The sequence below is a fragment of the Butyricimonas muris genome, assembly GCF_046365375.1.
Classification (GTDB): Bacteria; Bacteroidota; Bacteroidia; order Bacteroidales; family Marinifilaceae; genus Butyricimonas; species Butyricimonas muris.
On sequence record NZ_JBKEIT010000005.1, the window covers coordinates 1 to 26,970 of the forward strand.

General features: G+C 44.8%; 22 protein-coding genes. 6 read left to right on the forward strand and 16 right to left on the reverse strand.

The window, feature by feature from the left end; translation table 11 throughout:
* Positions 1-70: 70 nt before the first annotated feature.
* The 4 genes from ACK8P8_RS09345 to ACK8P8_RS09360 all read right to left on the reverse strand — a co-directional run bounded on the left by ACK8P8_RS09345 (position 71) and on the right by ACK8P8_RS09360 (position 3,221).
* Complete coding sequence (locus ACK8P8_RS09345) at positions 71-400, reverse strand: CGGC domain-containing protein (RefSeq protein ID WP_410025811.1); 330 nt, start codon at positions 398-400, stop codon at positions 71-73.
* Between the two features lie 40 nt (positions 401-440).
* Positions 441-1,589, reverse strand: coding sequence for an MFS transporter AraJ (araJ, locus tag ACK8P8_RS09350; protein ID WP_410025812.1), 1,149 nt, complete (start codon positions 1,587-1,589; stop codon positions 441-443).
* Between the two features lie 91 nt (positions 1,590-1,680).
* The gene (locus tag ACK8P8_RS09355) at positions 1,681-2,313 is read right to left on the reverse strand and encodes a DUF5715 family protein (protein WP_186976407.1); all 633 of its coding nucleotides are present in this window, start codon (positions 2,311-2,313) and stop codon (positions 1,681-1,683) included.
* Positions 2,310-3,221 carry a cation diffusion facilitator family transporter gene (locus ACK8P8_RS09360; protein ID WP_370645641.1) on the reverse strand — a complete coding sequence of 304 codons (912 nt, stop codon included), beginning with the start codon at positions 3,219-3,221 and terminating at the stop codon, positions 2,310-2,312. The genes ACK8P8_RS09355 and ACK8P8_RS09360 overlap by 4 nt, the downstream gene beginning before the upstream one ends.
* A gap of 152 nt (positions 3,222-3,373) precedes the next feature.
* On the opposite strand from ACK8P8_RS09360, the gene mscL reads away from it, so the two are divergent.
* A complete protein-coding gene (gene mscL / locus ACK8P8_RS09365) occupies positions 3,374-3,796 on the forward strand; it encodes a large-conductance mechanosensitive channel protein MscL (protein WP_099293473.1) in 423 nt (140 codons plus the stop codon).
* A 49-nt stretch (positions 3,797-3,845) separates the two neighbouring features.
* Here the strand turns inward: mscL and pyk are convergent, their stop codons facing one another.
* Both pyk and aroQ read right to left on the reverse strand, forming a co-directional pair.
* A complete protein-coding gene (pyk, locus tag ACK8P8_RS09370; protein ID WP_227215829.1) occupies positions 3,846-5,246 on the reverse strand; it encodes a pyruvate kinase in 1,401 nt (466 codons plus the stop codon).
* 24 nt (positions 5,247-5,270) lie between these two features.
* The gene (gene aroQ / locus ACK8P8_RS09375; protein WP_186976400.1) at positions 5,271-5,690 is read right to left on the reverse strand and encodes a type II 3-dehydroquinate dehydratase; all 420 of its coding nucleotides are present in this window, start codon (positions 5,688-5,690) and stop codon (positions 5,271-5,273) included.
* 251 nt (positions 5,691-5,941) lie between these two features.
* Here aroQ and xerD point away from each other — a divergent pair, with 251 nt between their 5' ends.
* Together xerD and ACK8P8_RS09385 are read left to right on the forward strand one after the other, a co-directional pair.
* A complete protein-coding gene (gene xerD, locus ACK8P8_RS09380) occupies positions 5,942-6,856 on the forward strand; it encodes a site-specific tyrosine recombinase XerD (RefSeq protein WP_186976398.1) in 915 nt (304 codons plus the stop codon).
* A 60-nt stretch (positions 6,857-6,916) separates the two neighbouring features.
* Entirely contained in the window at positions 6,917-7,489 is a 573-nt protein-coding gene (locus ACK8P8_RS09385; protein ID WP_186976396.1) for a hypothetical protein, read from the forward strand.
* Here ACK8P8_RS09385 and miaA read toward each other — a convergent pair.
* The gene (miaA, locus tag ACK8P8_RS09390) at positions 7,462-8,394 is read right to left on the reverse strand and encodes a tRNA (adenosine(37)-N6)-dimethylallyltransferase MiaA (protein ID WP_099293483.1); all 933 of its coding nucleotides are present in this window, start codon (positions 8,392-8,394) and stop codon (positions 7,462-7,464) included. The genes ACK8P8_RS09385 and miaA overlap by 28 nt on opposite strands.
* 148 nt (positions 8,395-8,542) lie before the next feature.
* Here miaA and ACK8P8_RS09395 point away from each other — a divergent pair, with 148 nt between their 5' ends.
* The 3 genes from ACK8P8_RS09395 (at position 8,543) to ACK8P8_RS09405 (ending at position 11,973) form a co-directional block, all read left to right on the forward strand.
* The gene (locus tag ACK8P8_RS09395; RefSeq protein ID WP_099293485.1) at positions 8,543-9,064 is read left to right on the forward strand and encodes a GNAT family N-acetyltransferase; all 522 of its coding nucleotides are present in this window, start codon (positions 8,543-8,545) and stop codon (positions 9,062-9,064) included.
* 141 nt (positions 9,065-9,205) lie between these two features.
* Positions 9,206-11,197: a gluzincin family metallopeptidase gene (locus ACK8P8_RS09400; RefSeq protein WP_410025813.1), complete on the forward strand. Its 1,992-nt coding sequence runs from the start codon at positions 9,206-9,208 to the stop codon at positions 11,195-11,197.
* Between the two features lie 236 nt (positions 11,198-11,433).
* Positions 11,434-11,973 carry an RNA polymerase sigma factor gene (locus ACK8P8_RS09405; RefSeq protein ID WP_227215833.1) on the forward strand — a complete coding sequence of 180 codons (540 nt, stop codon included), beginning with the start codon at positions 11,434-11,436 and terminating at the stop codon, positions 11,971-11,973.
* Positions 11,974-12,020: 47 nt separating this feature from the next.
* On the opposite strand, the gene ACK8P8_RS09410 is transcribed toward ACK8P8_RS09405, so the two are convergent.
* The 9 genes from ACK8P8_RS09410 to ACK8P8_RS09450 form a co-directional block, all read right to left on the reverse strand.
* On the reverse strand, positions 12,021-14,810 hold the full coding sequence (locus ACK8P8_RS09410; RefSeq protein ID WP_410025815.1) for a M16 family metallopeptidase: 2,790 nt from the start codon (positions 14,808-14,810) through the stop codon (positions 12,021-12,023).
* The gene (locus ACK8P8_RS09415) at positions 14,807-16,087 is read right to left on the reverse strand and encodes a thioredoxin family protein (RefSeq protein WP_410025816.1); all 1,281 of its coding nucleotides are present in this window, start codon (positions 16,085-16,087) and stop codon (positions 14,807-14,809) included. Before ACK8P8_RS09415 ends, ACK8P8_RS09410 begins: the two co-directional genes overlap by 4 nt.
* A gap of 59 nt (positions 16,088-16,146) precedes the next feature.
* Positions 16,147-16,572 (reverse strand): hypothetical protein, encoded by a 426-nt coding sequence (locus tag ACK8P8_RS09420; protein ID WP_141560993.1) that lies wholly within the window; start codon positions 16,570-16,572, stop codon positions 16,147-16,149.
* An 11-nt stretch (positions 16,573-16,583) separates the two neighbouring features.
* Complete coding sequence (locus ACK8P8_RS09425; RefSeq protein WP_186976384.1) at positions 16,584-17,201, reverse strand: hypothetical protein; 618 nt, start codon at positions 17,199-17,201, stop codon at positions 16,584-16,586.
* Positions 17,189-18,787, reverse strand: a complete 1,599-nt coding sequence (locus ACK8P8_RS09430; RefSeq protein WP_292266404.1) for a RagB/SusD family nutrient uptake outer membrane protein — start codon at positions 18,785-18,787, stop codon at positions 17,189-17,191. Before ACK8P8_RS09430 ends, ACK8P8_RS09425 begins: the two co-directional genes overlap by 13 nt.
* Positions 18,788-18,798: 11 nt before the next feature.
* Positions 18,799-22,281 carry a SusC/RagA family TonB-linked outer membrane protein gene (locus tag ACK8P8_RS09435; protein ID WP_227215838.1) on the reverse strand — a complete coding sequence of 1,161 codons (3,483 nt, stop codon included), beginning with the start codon at positions 22,279-22,281 and terminating at the stop codon, positions 18,799-18,801.
* A gap of 161 nt (positions 22,282-22,442) precedes the next feature.
* A complete protein-coding gene (locus ACK8P8_RS09440; protein ID WP_186976378.1) occupies positions 22,443-23,606 on the reverse strand; it encodes a FecR domain-containing protein in 1,164 nt (387 codons plus the stop codon).
* 55 nt (positions 23,607-23,661) lie between these two features.
* Positions 23,662-24,219: an RNA polymerase sigma-70 factor gene (locus tag ACK8P8_RS09445; protein ID WP_186976376.1), complete on the reverse strand. Its 558-nt coding sequence runs from the start codon at positions 24,217-24,219 to the stop codon at positions 23,662-23,664.
* A gap of 199 nt (positions 24,220-24,418) precedes the next feature.
* Complete coding sequence (locus ACK8P8_RS09450; RefSeq protein ID WP_099293507.1) at positions 24,419-26,917, reverse strand: ATP-dependent Clp protease ATP-binding subunit; 2,499 nt, start codon at positions 26,915-26,917, stop codon at positions 24,419-24,421.
* Between the last annotated feature and the right edge of the window lie 53 nt (positions 26,918-26,970).

Genomic DNA, 26,970 nt, shown 5'->3' on the forward strand with positions numbered 1-26,970 from the left:
GGAATTTATTGCTACCGAACGGAATATAGGGACATGGAAAGTCAACGCTTGAGTGCCGCGGAGCTCATTCTCAATGCGTGTAATCCAGCACTTGAATGTTCTCCCCCACCTTCCGCGCGATAGCCGCTTTCATCTGTGCAGCATGGGGACACGGGAACCCGATGGGTGTTCCTTTAAAAATACATGACGCCAAAGCGATCACCTCAGCCCCCCTGTCAACCAACATCTTCGCACGACTCACCGCCCGTTTACCGGGACAACCGCCGCAAGAAACGATACCCACGATCTCGGAAGGCCCTACACCCTCGAACGCCAATTTTCCTCCCGAAGCACACTTGATACAAGTGGTGGCGGGACAAAGATCCTCCGTCTGCTGACAACGAATAATTCCTACTTTCATATTCCGTGATTTATATTATCCCACAAAGATAATATAACATTCAAGAATGCCGCTCGAATTTCCGGGAGAATATCACAAGAAGAAGACAACCTACCACGGCAAAAGGAACCCCGACCAAAGCGGGATAGCGATAATCGAGTCCTGCCTGCAACGGCAAGCCCCCGGCGTATGCCCCGATGGCGTTTCCCAAGTTGAAAGCGACTTGCGCGCTGGCAGCACCCAACATCTCGCCTCCTTTCGAGTAACGAATCAGCAATACCTGTTGCGGACTGGACACGGCAAACAAACAAGCCGTACACACGCACATGAGTATCACAGTCACCCATGATATCCCGGCAAAGAAAAAGATTAACAGCAAACTTAACCCGATCGTGCCCTGCGCAACGGCAGCCACCTTTCCCGGCGTGTAACGATCGGCAAGCCGCCCGCCCGTGAGATTCCCGATGACCATGCCAAATCCTGCCAATATCATCAGAAATGTAATCGTGTGAGCGGGGAAGCCCGCCTCGTGTGTCAAGAGAGGGGTGACATAACTATACCACGCGAAAGTACCACCGTTGCCTAACAACGTCGCTCCCAACAGTAACCAAGGGGCAGTAGTTTTCAGAAAACGGAATTGTCCCCGCAGCCCGGTATCCGGTACACCTTCCACTTGCGGCACCCAGCGCCATATAAAGTACAAAATAAGTATTCCCCAAAAACCGACAAGCCCGAACGTCAACCGCCATGAAATGGATGCACTCAATGCCGTTCCGAGAGGAACCCCGAACAGATTCGCGATGGTCATACCCGCGATCATGATAGAAACCGCTTCCGAGCCTCTCCCCTTGTCGGCAAGTTTCTCCGCCACGATAGAAGCCACCCCGAAATAAGCCCCGTGAGGCAACCCGGACAGAAAGCGGGCAAACAACATCACCCAATAATTGGGAGCCAAGGCCGCGCAAGTATTTCCCAGCATAATCATTACCACCAATCCCAGTAATATATGTTTCAACGGATATTTCCGTGCCAGTATCAGCACGGGCGCACCCACGCAAACACCTAACGCATATGCGGATATCAAATGACCGGCAGTAGCGATGCTAATATGCATATCGGCGGCGATATCGGGCAATATTCCCATCATCACGAACTCGGCAATACCCAACCCTAAGGTTCCGAATGCCAAAGCAACAAGACTCTTTTTCATACACTTCCTTTTATAAACAGAAGTCATACGAAATTTTCAAAGATCGTGTGACTGTCTTAATGCAGAAATAAGTAATATTAACATTCAAACCTCATCGTACCGTGATATGGAAACACCCCTGCTTATACTCGTAACGGACGTAGCATTTCTTCTGCAAGCGCAAATCCTGCAACACGTCCGCCAGCACGCTCTTCAACTTATCCCCGGGGGCATCTTTGCGTCCGTCCTTTTCAAAACGGGCATACGCGATGTCAAACGTGGTACCGTACACGTGGGCAGAGTTGGCACTGGCGTTAATGTTCTTTTTCCGCAGATTCTTCACGCTCGACCCCGTGCGCAACACGCTGGTCACGACAATACTATGCGCGGGCAAGCCCTTTTGGTAAAGCGAATCTTTAAAATTACGGGCTATCGTTCCCAGCAACTCACAAGCCTCCGGCACCAGATAAGGCTCGGAGTGCGTGAGCTTGTCGACTTTGAACAAGCTACAAGTCTTTATCTCTTTCAGCGTCCTGTCGGCTTTACTCAACTCCCCCGATGAAGTCAAGGGAGTTATCCCCAAGCGTTTTGCCGAGGACAGATGCCGATCATTCAGATCATTAAAAGTACGCTGATAATTTGTGAAATACACGAAGGGGCGTTTGCTTTTCTGTTCCTCCTTACAAGCCCCGAATAATACCGCCGCACAACACACCGCGGCATACCACCACACGATTCTTCTCATTCTTCAATCTTTCCATTTTTCACAGGTTCCACGTGTACCGCCACATGAGTACGCTTCCCGTACCTTTCACGCAAACGGTTCTCGATGCCCGTGGCCACCACATGCGCCTCCCGAACCGTCATATCCGGCTGAACCCGGATATGCACCTCGATTGCAAAATCATTACCGATACGACGAGTACGCAAGTTGTGCGGATCTTTCACCTGTGGATCTTTATTTATAATAGTAATAATTTCTTTCTCTACTTCCTCCGGTAACGAACGTTCCAGCAGATCATTCATACAGGGAATCAGCAATTGGATGGATACTTTCACGATAAAAACACTCACGATCACCGCCGCTATCGGGTCAAGAATATGCCAATCCTTCCCCAGAAAGATAGCCCCGGCAATACCTAAAGCCGTACCAATCGAAGAGAAAGCATCCGAACGATGATGCCACGCGTTGGCCACCACCGCCTGACTCTGCACCCGCCGCCCCGCGATCGCGGTATAGCGATAAAGCACCTCCTTTACCACGATTGAAACAATTGCCGCGATGAGAGCGATCATATCGGGACTCCCGATCTCCTCACCTTTTGAAACGGCAATAATCTTGCTCAATCCACTCCAGAAAATCCCAGTCCCGACCATTAACAGCACCAAACCGATGATTGCCGTGGCAAGCGTTTCATACTTCCCGTGCCCGTAATCGTGTCCGGTATCCTTCGGTTTGGCGGAAACTTTGACAAATACCAGAACAATAATATCCGTGATGAAATCGGAAAGGGAATGCACGGCATCGGCAATCATGGCGCTACTCTTCCCGAGTATCCCTGCCACGAACTTGAAAACCAAAAGCCCAAAATTCGCTATCGAACCGACAATAGTGACCCTATATATTTGCTTTTCCCTATTTTTCTCTTCCATTACATCCATTTTTACCCTCACAAAATTACAATAATAATGCAAAATTCTCCCTTCATTTCTACGCGGATAAAAATAATTCATGTAGTTTTACAACATTTTGAAAGTTTAACCGTTCAAATACACAAATTATATAACCAAAAAAATATCGAAATATGAAACTCTTGGATGAATTCAAAGCATTTGCCCTGAAAGGGAACGTGGTGGATATGGCAGTCGGTATCATTATCGGTGGTGCTTTCGGGAAAATTGTATCCTCTCTTGTCAGTGATATCATCATGCCTCTCGTGGGTATGTTGATCGGCGGTATTAACTTCACGAACCTGCACATCGTGCTAAAACACGCCCACACGGACGAGGCGACCGGGAAAATGATCGAGGCAGTCACCGTTAATTATGGTAATTTTATACAGACAACGCTCGATTTTTTGATCATTGCTTTCTCCATCTTTATCGCCATCAAGTTCATGAATAATCTACGGACAAAGAAAGAAGAAGCCCCCGCGGCACCTCCCGCCCCCACGAAAGAAGAAACATTACTAACCGAAATCAGAGATATACTGAAAGAAAAGAAATAAGATAAGACAAAAAGAGAGCCGGCTTAAAAAAGCCGGCTCTCTTTTTGTCTTATCTTATTTCTCCAATCTTACAAACTTCAATAAACGAAGCTCCCTTTCCCCGTCCGAAACTACCGCCGACAACCACGACATAATCGTCGTCCTTGATACCCTGCTTCATCAACATTTCGGGAAGGTCGTTCATAAACTCGTCACGGGACATCGGTTTTTCCGTGTAATAAGGATATATACCGAAAGACAATGCCAATTCCCGCATCACCCGCTCGTTATAGCAACGGGCATACACGGGCAGATCACTCCGGAAAGCCGACAGGTAACGTGCCGTACGACCGGACAAAGTATCCACCACGATAGCCTTAATGGGCAGCATCAAAGCCGTTTTCACGGCAGAACGGGCTAACGCCGCGGTAATCTCATTATTGATACGTACCAAACTTCTCCCGGCATCCGGCGGCACAGTACCCTCGTTCTCCTCCGCCACTTCCCGCATCACGGTCACCGCCTCCACCGGGTATGCCCCGTAAGCCGTTTCACCGCTCAACATGATAGCATCGGTACCCATGTAGACAGCGTTGGCGATATCACTGATCTCCGCCCGCGTAGGTCTGGGATGCTCGATCATCGTGTGCAACATCTGCGTGGCAATAATCACGGGTTTCTTGCTCTCGATACACTTCTTCACGATATATCGTTGAATCTTCGGTATCTTCTCCGCCTCGATCTCGATTCCCAAATCCCCGCGGGCAACCATTACCCCGTAGGCATAATCCAGAATCTCGTCTATATTATCCACTCCGTCCTGATTCTCTATTTTGGCAATCACCTTGATTTTACTGTCACGGGCATCCAGTATCGCCTGTACAGCCATCACGTCTTCCTTGTTGCGCACGAAAGAGTGGGCGATAAAATCCAAATGATTATCCACCGCGAAATCAATAAAAGCCCGGTCTTTATCACTTAAAGATTGTAATTTCAACGAAGCCCCCGGCACGTTCACGCTTTTCCGGTTCTTGATTGTAGCCTCGTTCGTCGCCATCATCTGTAAACTATGGTGATGTTTTTCCACGACCACAAGTTCCACGTCCCCGTCGTCAATCAGCACCTTGTCCCCCACCTTTATATCTTCCGCGAAATACGGGTAGGAAACATGAATTAATTTACCTTCCATCTTCAACTCCGGATCACCGGTCAGGTAAACCGTTTCTCCCCGGTCCACGTGCATGGGTTCGTCCATCAACATGGTGCGTACTTCCGGTCCCTTCGTATCGATCAATATGGCTATATCGTCAGAAACTTTCCGAACGTTTTCCACTACCTTCAACGCCTGCTCGATATCTTGGTGAGCGGTATTCAACCGCACGACATTCATCCCCGCGCGGTATAAACTCTCCAAAAACTCCACATCACATCTCTTGTCGGATATGGTAGCCACAATCTTTGTCTTCTTCATATTCTATATTATAAATCTAAAAAATCATTCGTCCAATAAAGCCTGCAACGCCAACTCGTAAGATTTCAAACCGAATCCGGCAATCACCCCCCGGCAAACAGCCGTCAAGTAAGAAACGTGCCGGAAAGGCTCCCGTTTCGCCGTATTCGAGATATGCACCTCGATCACGGGGCATGAAATAGCCGAAATAGCGTCCGCGATAGCTATCGAAGTATGCGTGTAAGCCCCTGCATTGAGAATAATACCGTCACACGCGAAGCCTACCTCATGAATTTTATTAATCAACTCCCCCTCCACGTTAGACTGGTAATAATCGATCTCCACCATCTTGTAAAACTCTCTCAACCCCGCCAGATAATCATCGAAAGAAGTTTCTCCATAAATACTTTTTTCTCTGACACCCAACAAATTGAGATTCGGTCCATTTAAAATCAATACCTTCATAACATTTGTTTTTAATCTTTCGCGAAATTAACAAAAAAACGACGAACGGGGATTCCGCGTGCCGCATTTCGGCAATTAAATTTTTATTACAAAAGCCTTCATGGATTTTTTTTACGTTAAACTCGACAAAAGTGTTACAAGTCACGAAAAAAACTTCTATCTTTAGCTGGCGAAAACTTATATAGTTCTCTTTATATAGGTGAAAGTGGTGAATTAGAATTTGTATTATTTATATTGTAACACGGTTAAACATGACTTGGAACGAAACGATAGATAGTTTTCGGACATATTTGGTCTTAGAAAAATCGCTATCTCCAAATTCGGTAGAGGCCTATCTGAACGACATCAGAAAGTTAGCAGCTTATTGCGAAAAATTGACTCCTCCATTAGATCCAAAAGAGGCGTCTTATAATGTATTGAACGAATTTCTCATGGTATTGAAAGATACCGGGGTTACCCCTCGCACGCAAGCGCGAAGTATTTCGAGTATAAAATCTTTCTTCAAATACTTGCTGTACGACGGGACTATCGGACTTAACCCGGCAACTTCTTTGGACTCCCCGAAAATCGGACGTTCGCTTCCAAGCATACTAAGCGTTGAGGAAATCGAAGCGATGATCGACAGTATCGACATGAACAAACAAGAAGGTCAACGCAATAAAGCAATTCTGGAAACTCTTTATTCTTGCGGCTTGCGAGTATCCGAACTCGTGAATTTGAAACTCTCCCAGATCAATTTCCGCACCGGATACATCAAAATCGAGGGAAAAGGCAACAAGGAACGGATTGTTCCGCTGGGAGCAAGAGCTAAAGACGAGATTCGTTGCTATCTAAAGAAAGACCGGGATAAAATGAAAAAAGCGAGAGGACACGAGGATATCCTATTCTTGAATAAGATGGGGAAAGCCCTCTCCCGCGTGATGATCTTCAATATCATCAAAGAAACGGCTCGCCGTGCAGGATTGAGCAAGGTCGTATCTCCCCATACCTTCCGTCACTCGTTTGCATCCCACCTCGTGAACGGCGGTGCGGACATTCGTACGGTGCAGGATATGTTGGGACACGAATCTATTTTAACAACAGAAATTTACACGCATTTGGATAACAACTTCACCCGGGACACGGTTACAAATTTCCACCCCAGAGCGAAGAAATCCCGTAAATGATCCTTATATTTGTATCCGATACCCGAAAGTATCGGATACATTTTTATATATAAGGACAACATGGAAAACAAACAAGATATACTAAAGCAGTTGGCAGATAGCGACATGGAAGTCGTGAAAAGTGCCATCGAGCAAATCAAACAAGAAGGCGATATCTCTATCGCATCGGAATTGCTGGATATTCTATTACGCAGTCAAGATACAACCGTAATAACAAACATCACGTCATTACTTTCAGACGTGAAAGATTCCGACTTCAAAACCATTTTGATGGACAAACTTATCAACGCGACAAGCGAGTCGGGGAAAGCAAACCTCCTGCGTATTTGTTGGGAATCCGCCATTGATTTCTCTGAATACCTCGATGTATTCGTGGATATGTTATTAAACGAAGACTTTATCACGGCACTGGAAGCCTCCACCGTAATCGAAAATCTAGGTGGTAAAATCCCCGAAGAAAAAATACATATCGCCATCAAACGCCTCCAAGCAAACAGTGATGAAAACAAGAATTTCCTGCTGGAAGACACGCTCCTGCACCTCGAAGAACTACTTCGCCACGACGATGAAGAAGAGGACGAGAATGACGACCATCACCACCATGATCACCATTGCGGTTGCGACGGGCACTGATTCATCCACTCCATCACCTGCCCGACTTTCTCGTCAAGCGGCATATTGCCGTCGAGCCATTTAATATCAAAACCGTCGCGTTCCATCTTGCGAAACCAAGTCATCTGGCGTTTGGCAAATTGGTGAATAGCGATATTCAATTGCTCCACCATATCGTCATAACTCAATTCTCCGGTAAGATAAAGAGTGAGATACTTGTATTCCAAACCGTAATAAATCAAATCCTCCGGTTTAATACCGCTATCCAGTAATCCTTTCACTTCCTCCACCATGCCGGATTGCAAACGCGCGTGCAGCCGCTCCGTGATTCGTTGACGGCGACTTTCCCGGTCGAACAACACCCCGACAACCAGCGATTGAATTTCGGGGAACTCGCCTTTCACCGGTTCATGTGTTTTATAATACTCCGCGATCTCTATAGCCCGGATAGCCCGTTTGGCGGTATCGGTATCCGTCGTGTTATGCAGATCGCGATAAGACGCCAGTAATTCTGCCAACTCCGGTAAAGACTTCCCGGACAAACGTGCCCGTAATTCCGGATTCTCCGGAACCGGAGTCATGCGATATGCTTTCAATATCGACTCCACGTACAAGCCGCTTCCCCCGCACATCACGGGAAACACTCCCCGACTCCGGCAATCATTCCACACCTTCAGAAATTCCTGCTGGTACATGAAAAGATTGAAACGGAAACCCGCATCCGCGATATCAATCAGATGGAAAGGCACCGGCTGCCCCTCGTAAACATATTCTCCCAAATCCTTACCCGTACCGATATCCATTCCCCGGTAAATCTGCCGGGAATCCGCCGATATGATTTCTCCCTTCAATTCCGCCGCCAACCGTACAGCCAAAGCTGTTTTCCCCGTTGCGGTCGCTCCCACGATAGATAATAAATTATACATGAACTACGAGCTATTACAATTCTTGATTCTTAACTTGACAAAGGTAATATTTTTTAATTTATTCCTTGATTTAACAACAACCAAAGCGGGAAATTGCTATATTTGGAAGCGATAAAATGAACTTATACACGAAAATTATACAACAACTATGGTAAAGGATGACACTATTCGCTTGAGAGCCCTTGAACCGGAGGACTTGGAATACTTGTACAAATGGGAGAACGATATGGATTTATGGGAAGTCAGTGATACACTCACCCCATTCTCTATATTCACGTTAAAAAAATACATTGAAACGTGCCATCTGGATATCTATACCACCAAGCAATTGCGCTTGATGGTGGAACGGATTGAACCTCAAACACGTGTAGGATTAGTCGATCTTTACGACTTCGATCCTTATCACCAACGTGCAGGTATCGGTATCATGATTCACGACAGCGAAAACCAGAAACAAGGATTCGCTACTTCTGCTATCCGCTTGATGATAGACTACTGTTTCGAAACGCTGGGACTGAACCAGATATACAGTAGCGTGCCCAGTGGCAACATCGGCAGCCGGAAACTGTTCGAAAAACTCGGTTTCGTGCAAACCGGTTACCGCAAAAACTGGCTGCGCCGGGGTAACGGGTGGGAAGATATTGTATATTTCCAACTACTAAATCAATAAACCAGACGAGAGGCTGTTTATGACAGCCTCTCTTAGTTTATAAAGTTCATAAAGTATCCCTTGCGGGAGCTAAAGTTTATAAAGTCAAGAAAAACACTTTATGAACCTTATAAACTTTACAAACCTTATAAACCCATTATCATGAAACACTCTTTATTATTGGTATGTTTATTTACAGGGCTTATCGCAAAAGCCGAGATTCCGGAGAAAACAATACAAGCCACAATCAACGCCATTCAAACCAAAGGCGGTACCGATAAAACTCTCATCGAAGCCGGAGTGCGTCAAGCGGCACACCTTTGGCAGACGCAAGACGGGACGGATACAGAATTTCAAGAGTTTTGCGTGAATAACTACATCACTACCGCGGCGGAAAAGGAACAAGTATTCCAAAAAGTAAGTCATTATTTTGAAGCCCTCTGGGGGCATTTCAACGAGATATCGCTCCAGTTGCAGTTGAACCTGCACCAAGATAACGGCCCTCTTCATGACATCGACCCCATGTTCGGGGCATACAGTCCGGGGGCACACCTCATCAACGATTTTTACAACAACAAGATCGGGTTCATCATCGCCCTCAACTTCCCGGAAGTTCCCTTGCAGGACAAGGAGAAACTGGGTACAGACCGCACGGCATGGGCATACGCCCGTCTGGGTGACGTGTTCACGGAGAGAGTACCCGCCGAACTACTGCAAGCAGGAGCCAAAGCGGAAAGCGACGCCGACGTCTATATTTCCAGCTATAACATCTACATGGGACACGTGTTGAATCCCAAGGGGCAAAAACTATTCCCGGAAGACAAAATACTGCTTACCCACTGGAATTTACGGGATGAAATCAAAGCCAATTACAACAAAGGAAAAGAGGGACTGGACAAACAACGTACGGTGTACGAGGTAATGAAGCGTATCATATCCCAAGAAATCCCGACACAAGTGATCAATTCCGGTGCTTACGACTGGAATCCTTACACGAACACTCTCGCTCAAAACGGGCAATCCGCCACCGGAACACCGGAAGACACGGAGCGTTACCAACGGATGTTGAATAACTTCCACGCCATGCAAGCCATCGATCCTTACGCCGGAAAGAACTTTATCGACCGTAAATTCTCCGGAGAAATGGAGGTTTCCGTGGAAGACGTGAAAGCTCTGTTCAATCAATTTCTCACCTCCCCGGAATTAAAAGAGGTCGGCAAAATTATCTCCAAACGTTTGGGAAGAAAGTTGGAAGCCTATGATATATGGTACGACGGTTTTAAACCCCGCAGCAATCTGGATGAAACCAAACTGGACGCGCAAATACAAAAACTGTATCCCGATGCCGGGGCATTCAAGGCAGGACTTCCCTCTCTGTTAATCCATTTGGGCTTTACCCCGGAGCGGGCGAACGAGATATGCGACAAGATTGCCGTGGATGCAGCCCGCGGCTCCGGTCACGCGTGGGGAGCCGCCATGAAAGGTCAACAATCCCATCTCCGCACCCGTATTCCTTCCGAGGGAATGAACTACAAGGGATACAACATCGCCGTACACGAGTTCGGGCATAACGTGGAGCAAACGATCTCCATGTATAACGTGGACAATTTCATGATGGCAGGAGTCCCCAACACGGCTTTCACGGAAGCCCTCGCTTTCGTGTTCCAGAAACGGGATTTACAACTTCTCGGCATCGAGAACAACGATCCGGAGAAAGACAAACTGGACATCCTCGACAAGTTCTGGAGCCTGTACGAGATCATGGGTGTTTCCATGCTCGATATCTCCGTGTGGGAATGGATGTACGCCCATCCCGATGCCACGGCGGAACAACTCAAAGAAGCCACAATCACGCTATCAAAAGAGATATGGAATAAATATTACGCTCCCGTCTTCGGTAAAAAAGACGAAACCGTACTGGCAATCTATTCGCACATGATCAGCTACCCGCTGTATCTATCCGCCTACGCTTTCGGACAAATCATCGAATTTCAATTGGAAGACTATCTTAACGGCAAAAACTTTGCCCAAGAAGTAGACCGCATCTATCGTTTGGGACGCCTCACCCCGAACGAATGGATGATCCAAGCCACGGGCAGCCCTCTAAGCGTGGAACCTCTGGTACACGCTTTACAAAAAGCGATAAAGAAATAAACTCTAAATCGCCTTCGGCAAGTTGTGACCTGCAACTCGCCGAAGGCGAACATATAAAGTTACGCTAGCCAGAACCATCCCCCATAAGGTTACGAACAACACCCCTTCCCCGTCGGAAAATACTCCAAATAAGCCACTCTTTCCCGAATCATTATATCTAAATTTATTATGCACAAGAATGACCTTTCCACTTCCGTGGTATAGTATATTCTTTTATCGGATGCGACAAATTTGTGATGGAAGAACTTGATTTGATTTTAGAGGGGATAAATAATAGGGAAGAAAAGAGTTGGAAACAACTCTATACCATCTGTTACAAAGCGTTATGTACCTATTCGGAAACGATCGTCAACAACTTTGACGACGCAAAAGATATTGTACAAGACCTCTTCATTAATATATGGTATACAGATACCCGCTTCCCTACCTCTCGGGAATTATTAAGTTATCTCTACAAGTCAACATATCGTAATTCACTGATTTTCATTCGTGACAAGAGAAATCAAAACCATATTTTAAACAAAATGAAACAAGAACACTACCCGGAAGAGTTTCCGCTGGATTTCTTACTTAAAACCGTTCAAATCGAAATCATCAGACATTTGCACGCATATATAGAAAAACTGCCACCCATGCAAAAAAGAATCATAGAACTGAGTATCGCCGGACTATCCGGCAAAGAGATTGCCGCAAAGCTAGGAATCAGCATAAACACGGTAAAAGTCCAAAAAAGCAGGGGATTGAAATTTCTCCGGAAACATTTAAAAAACAAATAAAGAATGCCGCCCGAACGGGAAAAAACGTACTCGGGCGACCTCTCTACTCACTTTCTCGACTTAATGACTAAATCAACACACTGTGCACTACCAAAAAACTTACGGGCAAAAGACAACACATCTTTAGCTTTTATTCTATCAATAAACGATTCAAAATAATAAGGTGAATCCATTCTTTTCCCTGTTTTATTATAAAATTGAAGATTCTCCGTCCAGAAAGCAATCGTGTTATAAACGGCATCATCCGCAGCCTTCTTCTCTTTCTTTATAGCTAGAACAAAATCTTCCACAGCTTCTTCCGACAGCCCTTTTTCCAGAAATTCCCGAACCTGTTCATGAACAAGTGCCCTCATCTGCGGTCCTTTATCCAATGAAGTCGCAAAGCGGATAAATAATTCTTGCAAACAATGGGGAGAAGTCGTCGTTCCTCCTAAAACTTGAACACCATAAGCAGCCCCTTGCTCTCCCCGGATTTTATCCTGCAACGAATATTGGAAATACAATTTCAGTACATGCATACACACTTCATCTATCGGACGAATTTTTAATGTATTCTGAAACTCTATACTTACCATATATTTTTCATCGGGCATATCAACCTCCACGTCCTCGGTAATATTCCCCAGACGATTATAATTATGTTCCACCGCTTTCTCTTTCCGGTAAATAGACGGGAGTGCCCCGATGTATTTAGCCACTAATTCTTGAGCCTCTTCCCGTTTGATATCTCCCACCAGATAAAATACGAAATCGGATGCATCCCGGAAACGATCTTGATAAATCCGAATCATTCGGTCATAATCCATTGCGGCATAGTAAACCGAATCCTTTTTCCAAAGACGCGGTGATTCCACTCGCCGGATTGCACCAAGCACCTCTCGGATCGTATCATTCATAGTTCGACGAGCGTTAGACTGAGTCATTTGACCAACCGTTACAAAGCGATCAAAAACTATCCGGTCGAATCTCGGGTGCTCCATTGCCAAATAAAACAACTGAAAAGCAAAATCAGCATCTTTCAATACCGCCGAAACACTAATACTTTCAGCACGTTCATCCAAAGACACGTTCATATTTACCGTGTGATCCTTCATCAAATATTTTAGCGTCTGCATATCATACTTGTACAAACCGGACTCTAAAACTAACGCGGACAAAGCATCCGCCGAAGGCAAATCCTCTGCCGTCAGCAAAGAACGCCCGCCGACACTTCCAGCCAATAGGTTAAAAGTTCCCCTATCCCCGTCTGTATACTTATAATACACTTTTGCCCCATTATTCAAAACCCACTCTTCCGCATCCAAATCCTTCAATTTCCTCTCTTTTACAACTCGTCCGCCTTGAATTTCAAAATCAACCAACTCGGTATTGCCATCCATCACCTGCAATTCAACTCGATTCTCTTCCATTTCAAGCGAATGGGATTGGGCAATCATTCCCTTTATCTCCGCCACACTCGGGAAAGTATACGTGGAATCGCTACCTTGCATCAGGAAAACCCAATTTTTACCATCATCCCACTTGGATATCCATGCTTGAAAAGTTTTAGCTGACAGCGTATCAAGAACCCCCGATAGAGCTGCTAATTTTTCATCCACACTGCACAGCGGCTTCCCAAGCAAAAAATGATCTTTATAAATCTGAAGAAACACATCATTAGGGATATTATTCTCCTGATTCATGCTTGCCCTTACTTCTCTCCGGTAACTCTCGAATGCTGGCTTCAACACCTCATCCGTGAAACCCAAGCGATGTACATATTCCATCTGGTCCAAAAGTTGCCGTAAAGCCTCTTTCTCTTTCCCGGGCAACGATGTCAAGGCGATATTCAGCCCGTCATAATTCCGTTGCATATTAAAAACACCGACACCGGCATTTAAAATATAGGAATCCCCAACCTGCAAGTACTCGGCAAGAGCACCGCGCATAATCCGATTGTAAAAATCACGCAACAACCTCTCTCGCGACATCGCTTCCAATGTACTCTCTGCCTCTTTCCGAATCCGCTTCACCAGCATCACCGAATTATTGGGAATTTCCTTGTCTATCAACTTCGCGTACAAAGGTTCATCATTATCCTCTATCCCGTAAACGACACGAGTTTTCGGGTTCTTCCTTTTCGGAATAGGATTAAACAACCGCTTCACTTCAGCCTCCATCCCGCTCACGTCAATATCTCCCAGTATCACCACCGCCTGCAAATCCGGACGATAAAAATCCTTATAATACTCCTTCAACTTCTCCGGTGTAAAATTCTGGACAACATCCACCGAACCGATAATATCATGTGTCGCGTATTTACTTCCATTGTACATATAAGGATCGGACATTTTCTGCACTCTTTTGCTCACCGTCATTCTCGTGCGGCGCTCCTCCCGGATCACCTTGCGTTCCTGATCCATATCTTCCGGTTTCAACGTCAAAAACCCCGACCAATCCCGCAATACTAACACGCACGAATCAAGCAATCCCGGGGAAGCCGTGGGGACATTCTTTATATTATACACCGTTTCATCGTACCCCGTCTTGGCATTAAAAAGTGCAATCCCGTTACGTTTCAAAAAAGCAGGTACTCCATCGGGAAAACTTTCCGTGGCGTGAAAAGCCATATGCTCCAACACATGTGCCAACCCGTTCTGATCCTCCTCTTCCATCAACGAACCGACATTCTGTATCAGATAAAAATCAGCACATCCGGGTTGCGTTCCCGTGTGGCGTATATAATAAGTCAACCCGTTTTCCAACTTTCCATGACGAAACACAGAAGAACTGTCTTGGGCTAAAGCAAAAGCCCAAGAACATGAAAGGAACAAAAATAATACTATTACACGCTTCATAATGTATTCAATCTACTCTGGATCATTTTCTGTAACTGCAATCTCATCTGCTCGTTATCAATTTCCGCGCTCACGATAAATGCCTGATTAAAACATTGCTTTGCCTTTGACAAATCCCCGGTTTCTTTATAACAATCCGCTAAAATACACAACACCCGGGTTTTCAACTGTGGGGTTATCGAAGGGAAAGCCAACGCTCTCTCCAACCATGGTATTACCCGTGGGTAAGCGCCTTCCGGTAAACGTCCTTGATAAAGTGTAAACAAATCCTCAACAGGCATCGTGTAATTATTCACGGTTAAAACAGTATCCGCCCCATCAAAATATTGATTCATCTTCTCGAAAAAAACATCCGTATTTTTCCGGTTCAAATTATAATACCCGTCTGCCAACAAATTAATCGCCTCGAACGCCGACAACTTTCCAAACGGAATGCTCCCGTAAACAGCATTCAAATCCCCGTTCAATCGCTCTAATTCCTGCTTATACTCAGCCTTTCCCTCCCGGCAAAGAGAAATAATATACCCATTAAACAACGTTATAATATAATTATCCACCTCACTTTTACCAACTTTTTCTACATATTGCTCATAATTCGCCACCAACCCGTCAAAAATAAAATCATTCTTCGCCTTCTTGGCATGGAACATCACCAACAAAGAAAAATCCTCCTCGTTTGCCATATTCTCCAGTTTCTTGCTATTCACGTACTCGTCAAAAAGGGACTCTATACGTACAACCCATTTTTCACGATTATACCCTTCTTGAGTACCTATAAATACAGGAGCCTGCAAAAGCAACTCTTGTCGCAAATCCAGATTTTTTTTCTCTTTCTTTACTTTCTCGTACAACTTCTCAAAACTCAAAGCATCACCTCGTACAACTTTTGCCTCGTGTAACAAAGCCCCCGGCTCCATCACCCCGTTAATCGTGCGGACCACTTCTCCTTTCCCGTTTATAAACAACAGCGTGGGAAGTACTTCCACTTTATACTTCTGCACGAGCGTCTTATTCTCCGGAGCCTCCACATTCATCTGAATAGATACAAAGTTTTTATTGAAATACTCCCCCACTTCCGGCAAAGTAAAAACCTCACTTGCCATCAATTTACACGGTTGACACCAATCGGCATAAAAATCGACAAAAAGCTCTTTCTTCTCCTTTTTAGCTTTCGCCATAGCGTCCTCAAATGTCCCCTCGAAAAAAGTAATTTGGGCAGAAACCGTCCCAAGCAATCCTAAAAACAGGATCACCAAACTAAATTTTATATATCTCATTGCTATTAAATATTTAGAAGGAGAAAGAAGACAATCTTCTCTCTCCTATTTTGTTAAAACTATTCCAACACGAACGTGAATATATCCGTCAGAATAGCCGAATGACCTTCATTTTCAACTTTCAAAGAAACCGTGTAACACCCCTCGGGCGAATCGACTTTTGCATCAACGTACATCCGTCCACCACCGATCACAGTCAGATATTTGGTAAAATCCTCTGCGGCCTCCTGTCCATTAGAGCTCTTCACTCCTGCAAGTGAATAAGTCAATGGTTCTGTACCCAAAAGTTGCTCTACTTGGGAAGTCACCCATGGGATTGTCACATCAATATCCTCTTCATCAAGGTTCGAGAAACGAGTAATTCTCAATGTATCTTGCGTATAAGATGCATCATCCGTGAACAAAAAACCAACAGCAACATCGCTACACCTCATGAATGCCAACGCCATGAACAACATGACAAAATATAATAGTCCTCTTATCATCTCTATTCATTTTAAATGTACTTAAACTGAAAACTATACCCCAAAGCCTGAACAACGCCATTATTCGTTTGTATATCAGTCGAATAAATCCTATTAACCGCCGTTCCCCCACGAGCGAAAAAATGTAAAGAAATTTCACCCATATCCGGCACTCCCTCGAAAGGTTGTTGATAAGTCCACATGAACAAGCGTCCTCCCAGCGTTCGATACTCGATACCGTCACTCTCCTCTCCCGTATACTCATCCCTCTTTCCCCGGGGCACATCTGCTAGCATAACACGTTGAGGTATAATCAACTTCGAAAGTGTATTTTGACAAAATTCCACCGGAATATCGGTCACTTTTTCATATCCATTTTCTATCATATACAAACGGATACTGTAATTAGTCACACCCAAAAAAGTAATTTGCTCGTGCTCACCTTTTCCTTCGAACAAATCTTTCAATCCGGCATGTTCAATCATGATAATCGTGGAATCCCAATCCCAAGGTTGTGTATGTAAATATTCCCACATCGAACAATCATGAACACCATTCGCCAACTCGCCTTCATGATAATTCCACTTCGTGCACGATCCCAATAACACGATCAATGCAACCCCTTTTAATAAATATATTAATTTTGCCATTGCCAATAAGTATTTTGAGTCATCAACGTATTTTTAGTAAACGCACCCACGCCAACCGGCGCGTACAACGCTCCATTTTTCACATCTTGATCTGTTAGAGTCGTGAAATTACCATACAACACCTCTTTCCAATAACCGTTACGAACGATATCGAAATAATATTGCCCTTCACCGAAAAGCTCGCGTCTTCGCTCATCAAAAATTTCCCGACGCAAAGATTCTTTATCTTTGGACCCCGTGTAATCTCCCAACTCCGCTCGATATCGAACCGTATTTAAATCATTTACAGCCGTTGCCATCTCCAGATTCACGCGACACTCCGCTCTCAACAAGATCAAATCGGCCAATCGCCAAATGACCCAATCGCCATCCGTCGCGATAACGACTTCACCAGCCCACGATGTCACCTCCTCACTCGTCTGCTTAATCACGTCCCTCCACTTGGCAATATGCGCATAAGGGGTTACCTCACGTCCCACCTCGATCTCTTCCTCAGTTTCCTCATCATACTCATACACAGGATAAGTCAATTCTCCCAACTCGAACCAGAATTCTCTCCGACGGGCATCCACCTCTTCCGGATAAATGCTTTTAACCGTCTCCACGGTAATCTTTACATATTCATCCCAACTATCATTTACAATATTAGCAATCGCCGCTTCGTCTGTCGTCGTGTAAGGATAACTCATCAACATCTGTCCCGGCAACTCGGTCTTCAATTCTGACCACCATTTGCGATCAACATCCAAAGGATCATTATCAATACAAAAAATCGTTTCCCTGCTATTCCGATTCGCACCGAACACGTTTGAAACCAAGCCATCCATGCTCTCCAACTCGTACACACCGCATTTACCGTCAATCACTTCCGACGCATACCGTTCCGCTTCCTCCCAGTACTCTCTTTCATGAGTCAAGCCTCCTAACCAAGCATAAATATTCGCCAATAACGTATTTACCGTTCCAAGACTCGCGTATTGCTTGGAAGTAATCTTACTCCCGTTAGCATTAATCAATTTATCATGAGTAGGAAGCGTCAAAGCCAATTTTGCCTCTCTCAACGCTTCGTTCAAAACTTCCAACGCCGGTTTCTTACCTTCCGGTTCAATGGATTCCGAACTTTTGGCTATAGGAGCATCCCCCCAGATTTGAGCTAATCGAAAATAAGCAAGAGCTTTAGCGAAATGAGCTTGCCCTAACCAAAACTCCGTGCGCTCTTTTGAAATATTTTCAAAGCGGTATTCGTTTTCAAGCATCACATTTGCCAAGTAAATCACGTTATAAAATTCCCCCCACTCTATATCCAACACCATGCTCTCGTCATCCAAATAAGTAAATGGATCCAACGTGCGGAATCCCTCGTAATACATCCCGACATTATCCGCATCAATCGAAATATAAAAATAGGGTTGAGTTCCCATACAAACCGACTTCATGGAAGCCAAGATGCCATTATACATCGCTTCAACTTCACTCTCGTTCTTGAAATAATTAACGAAAGTCACCGAATCTTCCGGCTCAACCGTCAACCAATCATTACATGAAAGCAATGGAATAAACAATAATAATATTAATAATTTCTTCATTGGGCTACATTTTAAAAATTAACCGTTAATCCAATAGTAAATTTCCGAGGTAACGGGTAAGAATTCAAATTATCTTTTCCAGTCTTAAGATCTATCAATTCCGGATCCAACCCCGAATAGTTAGTCAACGTAAACAAATTCTCTCCCGTGATAAAAACACGCGCCCCGGATATACCGATTTTCTTCGCAATATTCTGGTGTAAATTATAACCTAATGTCAATTGTTTCAAACGTATAAAGCTTACATTCTCTATATCACAATCATACAAACCACTATATTGATTCGGTTCGTAATAATACTGTGCTTTAGGATAATCCGCTTTTTTAGAATCTGCCCCGTTCCAAATATTCACGTCATTCATATCAACAAACAACGGTCTTCCCGCTTTGGAAGGCTCTAACGCCACGTCATCATAAAGTTTCAACACGTGACGCCCCAAAGAGTAATTAAAGAATATATTCAAATCAAAGTTTTTCCAACGCAACTCGTTTATCCAACCGCCATGAGCTATAGGTAGCGGACTAGCTGCATAATACATATCTACATCCTGTCCGATTCTTCCATCTCCATTCAAATCGAGAATCCGTCGACTACCCGGTGTAAACACAGCATACATAGCATTCCCATATAACGGTTGAGGCTCTCTTTGTGCATTATAATAAACAGGCACTTCATCAAACGAACTGTAAAAACCATCCGTTTTATACACTTTCAGCTGATTCAAGGGTTTACCTATCACTTGATTTTCGAAATCAAAACCGTCCGCACTCTTCTCAAAACGATTCCAGTTCCGTGAAAGATTATACTTCATTCTCCATTTCACCGCCGTATTTCTCAAAATATCGGCTTCCAATTCCAATTCTATACCTTGATTCGAAATCGCCATCCCGTTTTGCCACTGAAAACCATGGAAATAAATATTTCCCGGCAACTCTATCCGATTTAATTGACCTGTCGTGTAGCGATAATAATAATCCAAAACCAAACGCAAACGGTAATCGAAGAAACTCAAATCCAACCCTAAATCATATTGATCCGTCTCTTCCCAACTTAATTTCTTATTGATAACCCCTCCATTAATATCGGGAACAATACCGGCTGAGCCATGGAACGTTCCACTTGCCATTAATAATCCTTGCGACAAGTAACGTTGCCCGAACTTTTGCCCGGAAGTACCCCAGCTAGCTCGAATTTTACCGAAACTCAACCAATAACACGATTGCATGAATGCCTCATCCGAAAATGTCCAACCGATAGCAAAAGCGGGAAAGGTTGCCCAACGCACATTCTCCCCGAAGACAGAAGAACCATCCCGACGAATAGTCGCCTCAAACATATACTTCTCTTTGAAATTATATGTCAAACGCCCGAAATAACTATTCATACGCTCCTCCGAAAAAGAAGATTCATACTCAAACGCAGACTCGTAAAAAGGCTCTCCCTCTCCTGACACATTCGTGTTATTCAATCCGTAATTACCACCCCATCCGGTTCCCACGTAATGTATTTTATCATTGGGACCGTTTTTCCCGGCTCCCTTATTATTAAAAGACTGATCTTTTTGGAACGACAACCCTAACATAACATTAAAATTATGCTTATTCAAATAACTAAAGGAATAAGTCAATAAATTCTCGTTCAATATCGACAAATCTCTCGAGATTGTTCCTTTTGATTCCGAAAAATGAGTATAAGCATCTAAACTGGCTGGTTTAAAAGTATTTTGATTCTGCTGGTTATAATCAACTCCCGCTGAAACCTTCAAATGCAAATTACGAATCAATTCGTAATCAAAAACCATATTATAACGCAAAGAATAACTCTGATTTTTCTCCGAAACCTCATTCAACTTCTTGGCCATACTTTCCCCGAAAGCACCTCCTCCCGGCAACAAAGTCGATGTCTTTTTCGGGTCAGAACTAACGCTCTCTATTTTTTGAGCACCATGTCCGGCATTAGAGCCTCGACTACGGTCACTATACGTAAGTCCCAACTGCGTATCCATACGCAGACGTTTAGTCGGATACGCCGTCAAATTGGAAATCACATTAAAACGCGTAAATCCGGTATTAATAACAATCCCCTCCTCATCATAATAACCGGCACCCACAATATAACGTACATTATCGTTACCACCGGAGGCCTGTATATTGGCATTAACCACGTTAGCGGTTTGATAATTCAACCGATACCAATGAGTTGAATTATTATAAAAGGCATTCAAACTATCCTGTAAAACAATTGCATCCTGACGAGTGGATGCGTTACCCCAGAACCAATCGTACATCGGACCATTCGGTTTTCGAAGACTCAATACCTCTTCATAAGAAGTCGGCATCTTCCACTTTCCATCGGCAGTCTTATAAGGCAATACCGTATTGCGCAAAGCATTCAAATGGTACATTCTCTCGTAACTTCCCCCGTACTGCACGGGTGCTTTAGGCAACCAAGATGCGGAATACGATACATTCACGTTAAACTGGGCTCTACCGGCACGCCCCTTCTTCGTGGTAATCAAAATTACCCCGTTACCGGCACGAGAACCGTAAATTGCCGCGGAAGCCGCATCCTTCAACACCTCAATAGACTCAATCATCGAAGGATCCAAATCAGACAGTGTATTTGCCCCGGTAACAGCCGAAGTAAAGGATTGCATCGGGATTCCGTCAATCACGTACAAAGGAGTACCGTAGCCCCTGTCTGAGCCTTCTCCATCCACAAACAACGAATTGTAACCTCTAATCGCCACAATCGCACCACCACCACCGGGAGAACCGGAAATATTATTTACCTCGACACCCGCCATGTGCCCCTGCAGCAAATTCTCCAGACTATGCGTCGGCAATTCCTTCAAATCATCCCCCTTCACGGAAGATATAGCACTAACCACCGTACGTTTCTTCTGGGAACCGTAAGCAACCACCTGCACCTCATCCAACCCGGATATATCCTCCTGCATCTTCACAACCAACAACTTATCTGCAGTGTAAGCCACTTTCTGGGTCTTAAACCCGATAAAAGAAAACACGAGATACCCTTTTTCTTTGGGTAACGGCAATACAAAACGTCCTGCCGTATCCGTTGCCGTTCCCACTTGAGTACTATCCAGCATCACGGTAACCCCGGGCATAGGCACATTCTTCTCGTCAACCACCTGCCCCTTGATGATATACGTCTTTTTCTTATTATCATCCGCAGCCGCACGAATAATTACCACGTTATCATCATAAGAGAAAGTCAAACCTAACGAAGGCAACCATTCCTTCAACACCTCATCCAAAGACTTGTTTTCCACCTTCAAACTCACCTTCCCTTTTTGTTGTATCATCTGATTATTATACAGAAAATCACAACCGGACTGTTGACCGAGTTCCGTAAAAACAGTCTTCAACGAAACATTCTCCATCTCCAGATTAATCACGGTTTGCTGTGAATAAACATTCGCTTGCACCGAGATGAAAAAAACAAACTGAAAAAGACAAAACAATTTCATAAAGATTAACATTTTCCGAACAGGAATCTTGCACAAAGCCCTTATTCGAATTCGACTTTTTTGCATACTTTTGTTTTTTAAGATTATACCATGTACAACAACTACCTAACACGCATTTGTTGTACTTTATCTAAAGTTGGGGATTGGGGAATCCCCAACTTTCATTTTTCTTTAATAATTACATTCTTTCCATTTACTTCAAACACCACCAACCCGGTCTGTTCGAGCTTTTCAAACAAACTCACCACCTCATCATACCGTCTCAAACGTCCCGTAAATTCCAATGATTTAACACCCGGGTTCCGATAAAAAACATTCAAATCATACCACAACGCTAACGTCTCCATAATATCCTCCAGCGTCATCTGGTCAAACTTGTAATATCCATCTTTCCACGCCGTGTACAATTTTGTATCCACCTGTTTAACCTCGAACCTACCATCCTCGATATCATAAATTGCCTGTTTCCCCGGGCTCACCTCCACAGACTCCCTTCCATCCGTCAACTGAATTTTCCCCTCTTCCAATGTCGTTTCTATTCTCCCGCGTCCCGGATAAGCCGTCACGTTAAAAGAAGTTCCCAAGACCTGAATCTGCACATCACCTGCCTGCACGAAAAAAGGACGTCGCTCATCTTTCCGAACTTCAAAATAAGCCTCTCCTTTCAACTTAACCTCCCGCTTATCTCCCGCGAAAACAACCGGATAACTAATTTCCGACCCCGCGTTCAAAAACACTTTCGTCCCATCCGCCAGAACGATATTGTACTCCGAGCCCCGGGGAATAACCAATGTATTGAACTCCACCTTTTCGGGAGCCACAGAATCCGTTGACGTATACCTCAAAGTCGCATTCTCATTCGCGATTTGCACGCTATCCTCACGAATAAACTTTCCATCATACTTCTCAAGCTCCACTACCTCCCCCGTGTTCAACTTCAAATGAGCTATACTCGTGTTCACGTTCTGTCGCACATCTCGCGGAACAACTTGATTTTCCTGATTCGTCCCCAGCCACCTGTACAACAACACACTACACAACAAAACAGCTATTGCAGCCGCCACAGAATAACTCCATCGAATTTTCAACTTCCTGCCAACACGTCTGGATACCACCTTCGCCTCTATCTTTTTCATAACGGACGCTCCCCTCGTCCCCGGAGCCTCTTTTACCAACCGGGCACTTCGAAACATCCCCCGTAGCACTTCCACCTCCTTCTCCCCATCATGATCTCGCAACCAAGCCTCCACCTCTTGCCGCTCACTTTCCGACAAGACTTCACCGGACAAATAAGCTGCTATTATTTCACTGATTCTATCATCCATATTAATTCCTTTTCACTAAAGGAACCTAACTATTGATTTCGGGTGACAGCAGATATTATTTTTTTCCTAAAAAAAATAACAACGTCAAATAATCATCCGTTTTCAACGCTTTACGCAAGAATTGCAAAGACCTCCCCATCTGAGTTTTCACCGTGTTAATGCTAACACCTAATTGATCTGCCACTTCTTGATATTTCATACCTTCCATACACACCATATGCAATATGCGCCTACGCTCTTCCGGCAAGGATTCCATCGAACGATACAACTTCTCCACCAATTCCGGATCCACCCCTTCCTCTTCATCATACAGCTCCTCCCGAATCACATCATGTTTATCCTCCCGTCGCCTCGTGTTCCGCAAATAATTCAAACAACCGTGCTTCACAGCAGAATAAAGATAGTTCTCCAAACTACCGCGCAAACTATTAAAACGCCTGTTAGCCCAGAAATCAACAAAACACTCTTGAACAACATCCGCAGCCTCCTCGGCATCCCCCAACAATTGAGTAGCGAACAAAATTAACGGATCATAAAATGAAGCATACAACAAACGAAATCCTTGCTGCTCATTCTTTCTAAATAACAATAATATCTCCTCGTTGTTTCCCATTTTTATGACCAACCTTATTTTCGGGGCTAAAATAACAAAACTCCTTATTTATTTACTCATTTCACACACTTTTTTTAGATTTAACCACCTATCTTAAACAATATTCATGTATCACTATCACCTACCACCCAGAATCATACACGAAAAAAGAGGAGGTGTTTTGACACCCCCTCTTCATCTAATTTATCTTTCTGCAAACCTATTTCTTTTCCTTAATTACAATCTTATCTTCCGCCTTGTCGTATTCCACGTCAAGCTCCGTACCTTCTGCCACGCCTTTGATGATAACCTCTGCCAGTTCATCTTCAAGGTATTTCTGGATAGCACGTTTCAACGGGCGGGCACCGTATTGCGGATCGTAACCTTTCTCGATAATAAAATCTTTCGCCTCTTTCGAGATCGTGATCACCAATCCTAAATCGTTTACCCGTTTGAACAAGCCTTTCAACTCGATATCGATAATCTTGTAAATATCCTCTTTCGTCAAAGAGTTGAACATGATAATATCGTCAATACGATTCAAGAACTCCGGGGAAAACGCATTCTTCAAGGCCTTCTGCACGATACCTTTAGCGTAATCGCTATTCTCGGTCATATCTTGAGAACCGAAACCTATTCCGCGGCCGAAATCTTTCAACTGACGGCTTCCGATATTGGACGTCATGATAACGATCGTGTTCTTGAAATCAATCTTTCGTCCCAAACTGTCCGTCAATTGTCCGTCATCCAACATTTGCAACAAGATATTGTACACGTCCGGGTGAGCCTTCTCGATCTCGTCCAGCAATACCACTGAATACGGTTTCCGGCGTACTTTTTCAGTCAACTGACCTCCTTCCTCGTATCCCACGTATCCCGGAGGCGCCCCGACCAATCGGGAAACGGCAAACTTCTCCATGTACTCGCTCATGTCGATACGAATCAACGCGTCCTCCGAATCAAACAAGTAACGGGCCAGCACCTTCGCCAACTGGGTTTTACCGACACCGGTCGGTCCCAAGAATATAAAGGAACCTATCGGACGATTCGGGTCTTTCAACCCCGCACGATTCCGGTGAATAGCTTTCACGATCTTCTCGATAGCCTCTTTCTGCCCGACAACACTATCCTCCAACTCGTCGTGCATCTGCAACAACTTCATCCCCTCCGTCTTGGCAATACGCTGTACCGGAACTCCCGTCATCATGGCAACCACTTCGGCAATATGCTCCTCGGTCACGGTTACCCGGTTTTCTTCCAGATCACGTTCCCAATTCACTTTCTCGTCCTCCAATTGCTTCAACAACTGACGCTCCTTATCCCGGAAAGCGGCAGCCACCTCGAAATTCTGTTGTTTCACGGCGTCCTTCTTCTTCTCCTTCACCTCTTCCACATCCTTCTCTAACCGCTCGATAATCGGGGGGACATTGATATTGGAAATATGTACTCTCGAACCCGCCTCGTCCAAAGCGTCAATCGCCTTGTCAGGCAAAGCCCGATCGGAAATATATCTCATGGTCAACTTCACGCAAGCCTTGATGGCATCGTCCGTGTAGCGCACGTTATGATGATCCTCGTAACGGGACTTGATATTATTCAAAATCTCCACGGTTTCCTCGACAGAGGTCGGCTCTACCAGTACTTTCTGGAAACGACGTTCCAGAGCCCCGTCCTTCTCAATATTCTGACGGTACTCGTCCAAAGTCGTCGCACCGATACATTGTATCTCCCCGCGAGCCAACGCGGGTTTCAGCATATTGGCTGCATCCAGACTACCTCCGGAGCCCCCGGCACCCACGATCGTGTGAATCTCGTCGATAAACAGGATAATATTCCGGTTCTTCGCCAACTCCGCCAGTATCGCCTTCATTCTCTCCTCGAACTGTCCGCGGTACTTGGTACCCGCCACGATAGAAGCGATATCCAACGAGATCACCCGCTTGTCAAACAGCACGCGGGACACTTTCTTTTGGATGATACGCAAAGCCAGTCCCTCGGCGATAGCCGATTTGCCGACACCCGGGTCACCAATCAATACCGGATTGTTTTTCTTCCGACGGCTCAATATCTGGGCCAGCCGTTCGATCTCCCGGTCACGCCCCACGATAGGGTCAAGCGTCCCCTCCTCTGCCGCCTTCGTGATATCGATACCGAAATTATCCAATACCGGAGTGTCGGATTTCGACGATACCGGACCACCTTGGCGATACGGGTTATACATGGATGCATCATCATCCCCGTCTTCCGGGTCATCCCCCTCGTCGTTAAACTCGGACTGCATCCGCATCTTTTCTTTCAAGACCGCCTCCTTGAAAGTGTCATAGTCAATATCCATTGATTTAAACAGCTTCGTCACGAACCCGGCTTGATTCTTCAAAATAGCCAGCATCACGTGTTCCGAATCCAATTCATCATCTCCCAAATCCCATGCTTCCTCTGAAACACGCTTCAGCACGCTATTCGCCGCCAACGTGAAATCCAATTCCTCCACCTTGTCCGACTTATAGCGTTTACCATCCAGACGTTGCTCTATCTTATCTTTCACCTCGTAAAAATCCAATCCTAAAGACATCAATATATCAACCGCCCTTCCACTTCTCAACTTCAATAAGCCCAGAAACAAATGCTCCGGGTAAATCTTCGAATTACCCAGCCGCTTCGCTTCTTCACCTGCCGAAGTCATGATCTGTTTTAGTCGTCTTGTATCTTCTTTTCCCATATTCTTATACCGCCTTTCACGGTCCTCACTTATTACAATTTTAATCTCGTAAA

Excerpts from the sequence above, each read along its gene's own strand:
- ACK8P8_RS09410 (WP_410025815.1), bottom strand. The coding sequence starts at position 14,810 with ATGAAGCGTGTAATAGTATTATTTTTGTTCCTTTCATGTTCTTGGGCT.
- ACK8P8_RS09395 (WP_099293485.1), top strand. The coding sequence starts at position 8,543 with ATGGTAAAGGATGACACTATTCGCTTGAGAGCCCTTGAACCGGAGGAC.
- ACK8P8_RS09440 (WP_186976378.1), bottom strand. The coding sequence starts at position 23,606 with ATGGATGATAGAATCAGTGAAATAATAGCAGCTTATTTGTCCGGTGAA.
- xerD (WP_186976398.1), top strand. The coding sequence starts at position 5,942 with ATGACTTGGAACGAAACGATAGATAGTTTTCGGACATATTTGGTCTTA.
- ACK8P8_RS09450 (WP_099293507.1), bottom strand. The coding sequence starts at position 26,917 with ATGGGAAAAGAAGATACAAGACGACTAAAACAGATCATGACTTCGGCA.
- ACK8P8_RS09385 (WP_186976396.1), top strand. The coding sequence starts at position 6,917 with ATGGAAAACAAACAAGATATACTAAAGCAGTTGGCAGATAGCGACATG.
- aroQ (WP_186976400.1), bottom strand. The coding sequence starts at position 5,690 with ATGAAGGTATTGATTTTAAATGGACCGAATCTCAATTTGTTGGGTGTC.
- ACK8P8_RS09400 (WP_410025813.1), top strand. The coding sequence starts at position 9,206 with ATGAAACACTCTTTATTATTGGTATGTTTATTTACAGGGCTTATCGCA.
- ACK8P8_RS09425 (WP_186976384.1), bottom strand. The coding sequence starts at position 17,201 with ATGGCAAAATTAATATATTTATTAAAAGGGGTTGCATTGATCGTGTTA.
- ACK8P8_RS09435 (WP_227215838.1), bottom strand. The coding sequence starts at position 22,281 with ATGAAATTGTTTTGTCTTTTTCAGTTTGTTTTTTTCATCTCGGTGCAA.
- pyk (WP_227215829.1), bottom strand. The coding sequence starts at position 5,246 with ATGAAGAAGACAAAGATTGTGGCTACCATATCCGACAAGAGATGTGAT.
- ACK8P8_RS09405 (WP_227215833.1), top strand. The coding sequence starts at position 11,434 with ATGGAAGAACTTGATTTGATTTTAGAGGGGATAAATAATAGGGAAGAA.
- ACK8P8_RS09420 (WP_141560993.1), bottom strand. The coding sequence starts at position 16,572 with ATGATAAGAGGACTATTATATTTTGTCATGTTGTTCATGGCGTTGGCA.
- araJ (WP_410025812.1), bottom strand. The coding sequence starts at position 1,589 with ATGAAAAAGAGTCTTGTTGCTTTGGCATTCGGAACCTTAGGGTTGGGT.
- ACK8P8_RS09430 (WP_292266404.1), bottom strand. The coding sequence starts at position 18,787 with ATGAAGAAATTATTAATATTATTATTGTTTATTCCATTGCTTTCATGT.
- ACK8P8_RS09360 (WP_370645641.1), bottom strand. The coding sequence starts at position 3,221 with ATGGAAGAGAAAAATAGGGAAAAGCAAATATATAGGGTCACTATTGTC.
- ACK8P8_RS09415 (WP_410025816.1), bottom strand. The coding sequence starts at position 16,087 with ATGAGATATATAAAATTTAGTTTGGTGATCCTGTTTTTAGGATTGCTT.
- ACK8P8_RS09345 (WP_410025811.1), bottom strand. The coding sequence starts at position 400 with ATGAAAGTAGGAATTATTCGTTGTCAGCAGACGGAGGATCTTTGTCCC.
- ACK8P8_RS09445 (WP_186976376.1), bottom strand. The coding sequence starts at position 24,219 with ATGGGAAACAACGAGGAGATATTATTGTTATTTAGAAAGAATGAGCAG.
- mscL (WP_099293473.1), top strand. The coding sequence starts at position 3,374 with ATGAAACTCTTGGATGAATTCAAAGCATTTGCCCTGAAAGGGAACGTG.
- miaA (WP_099293483.1), bottom strand. The coding sequence starts at position 8,394 with ATGTATAATTTATTATCTATCGTGGGAGCGACCGCAACGGGGAAAACA.
- ACK8P8_RS09355 (WP_186976407.1), bottom strand. The coding sequence starts at position 2,313 with ATGAGAAGAATCGTGTGGTGGTATGCCGCGGTGTGTTGTGCGGCGGTA.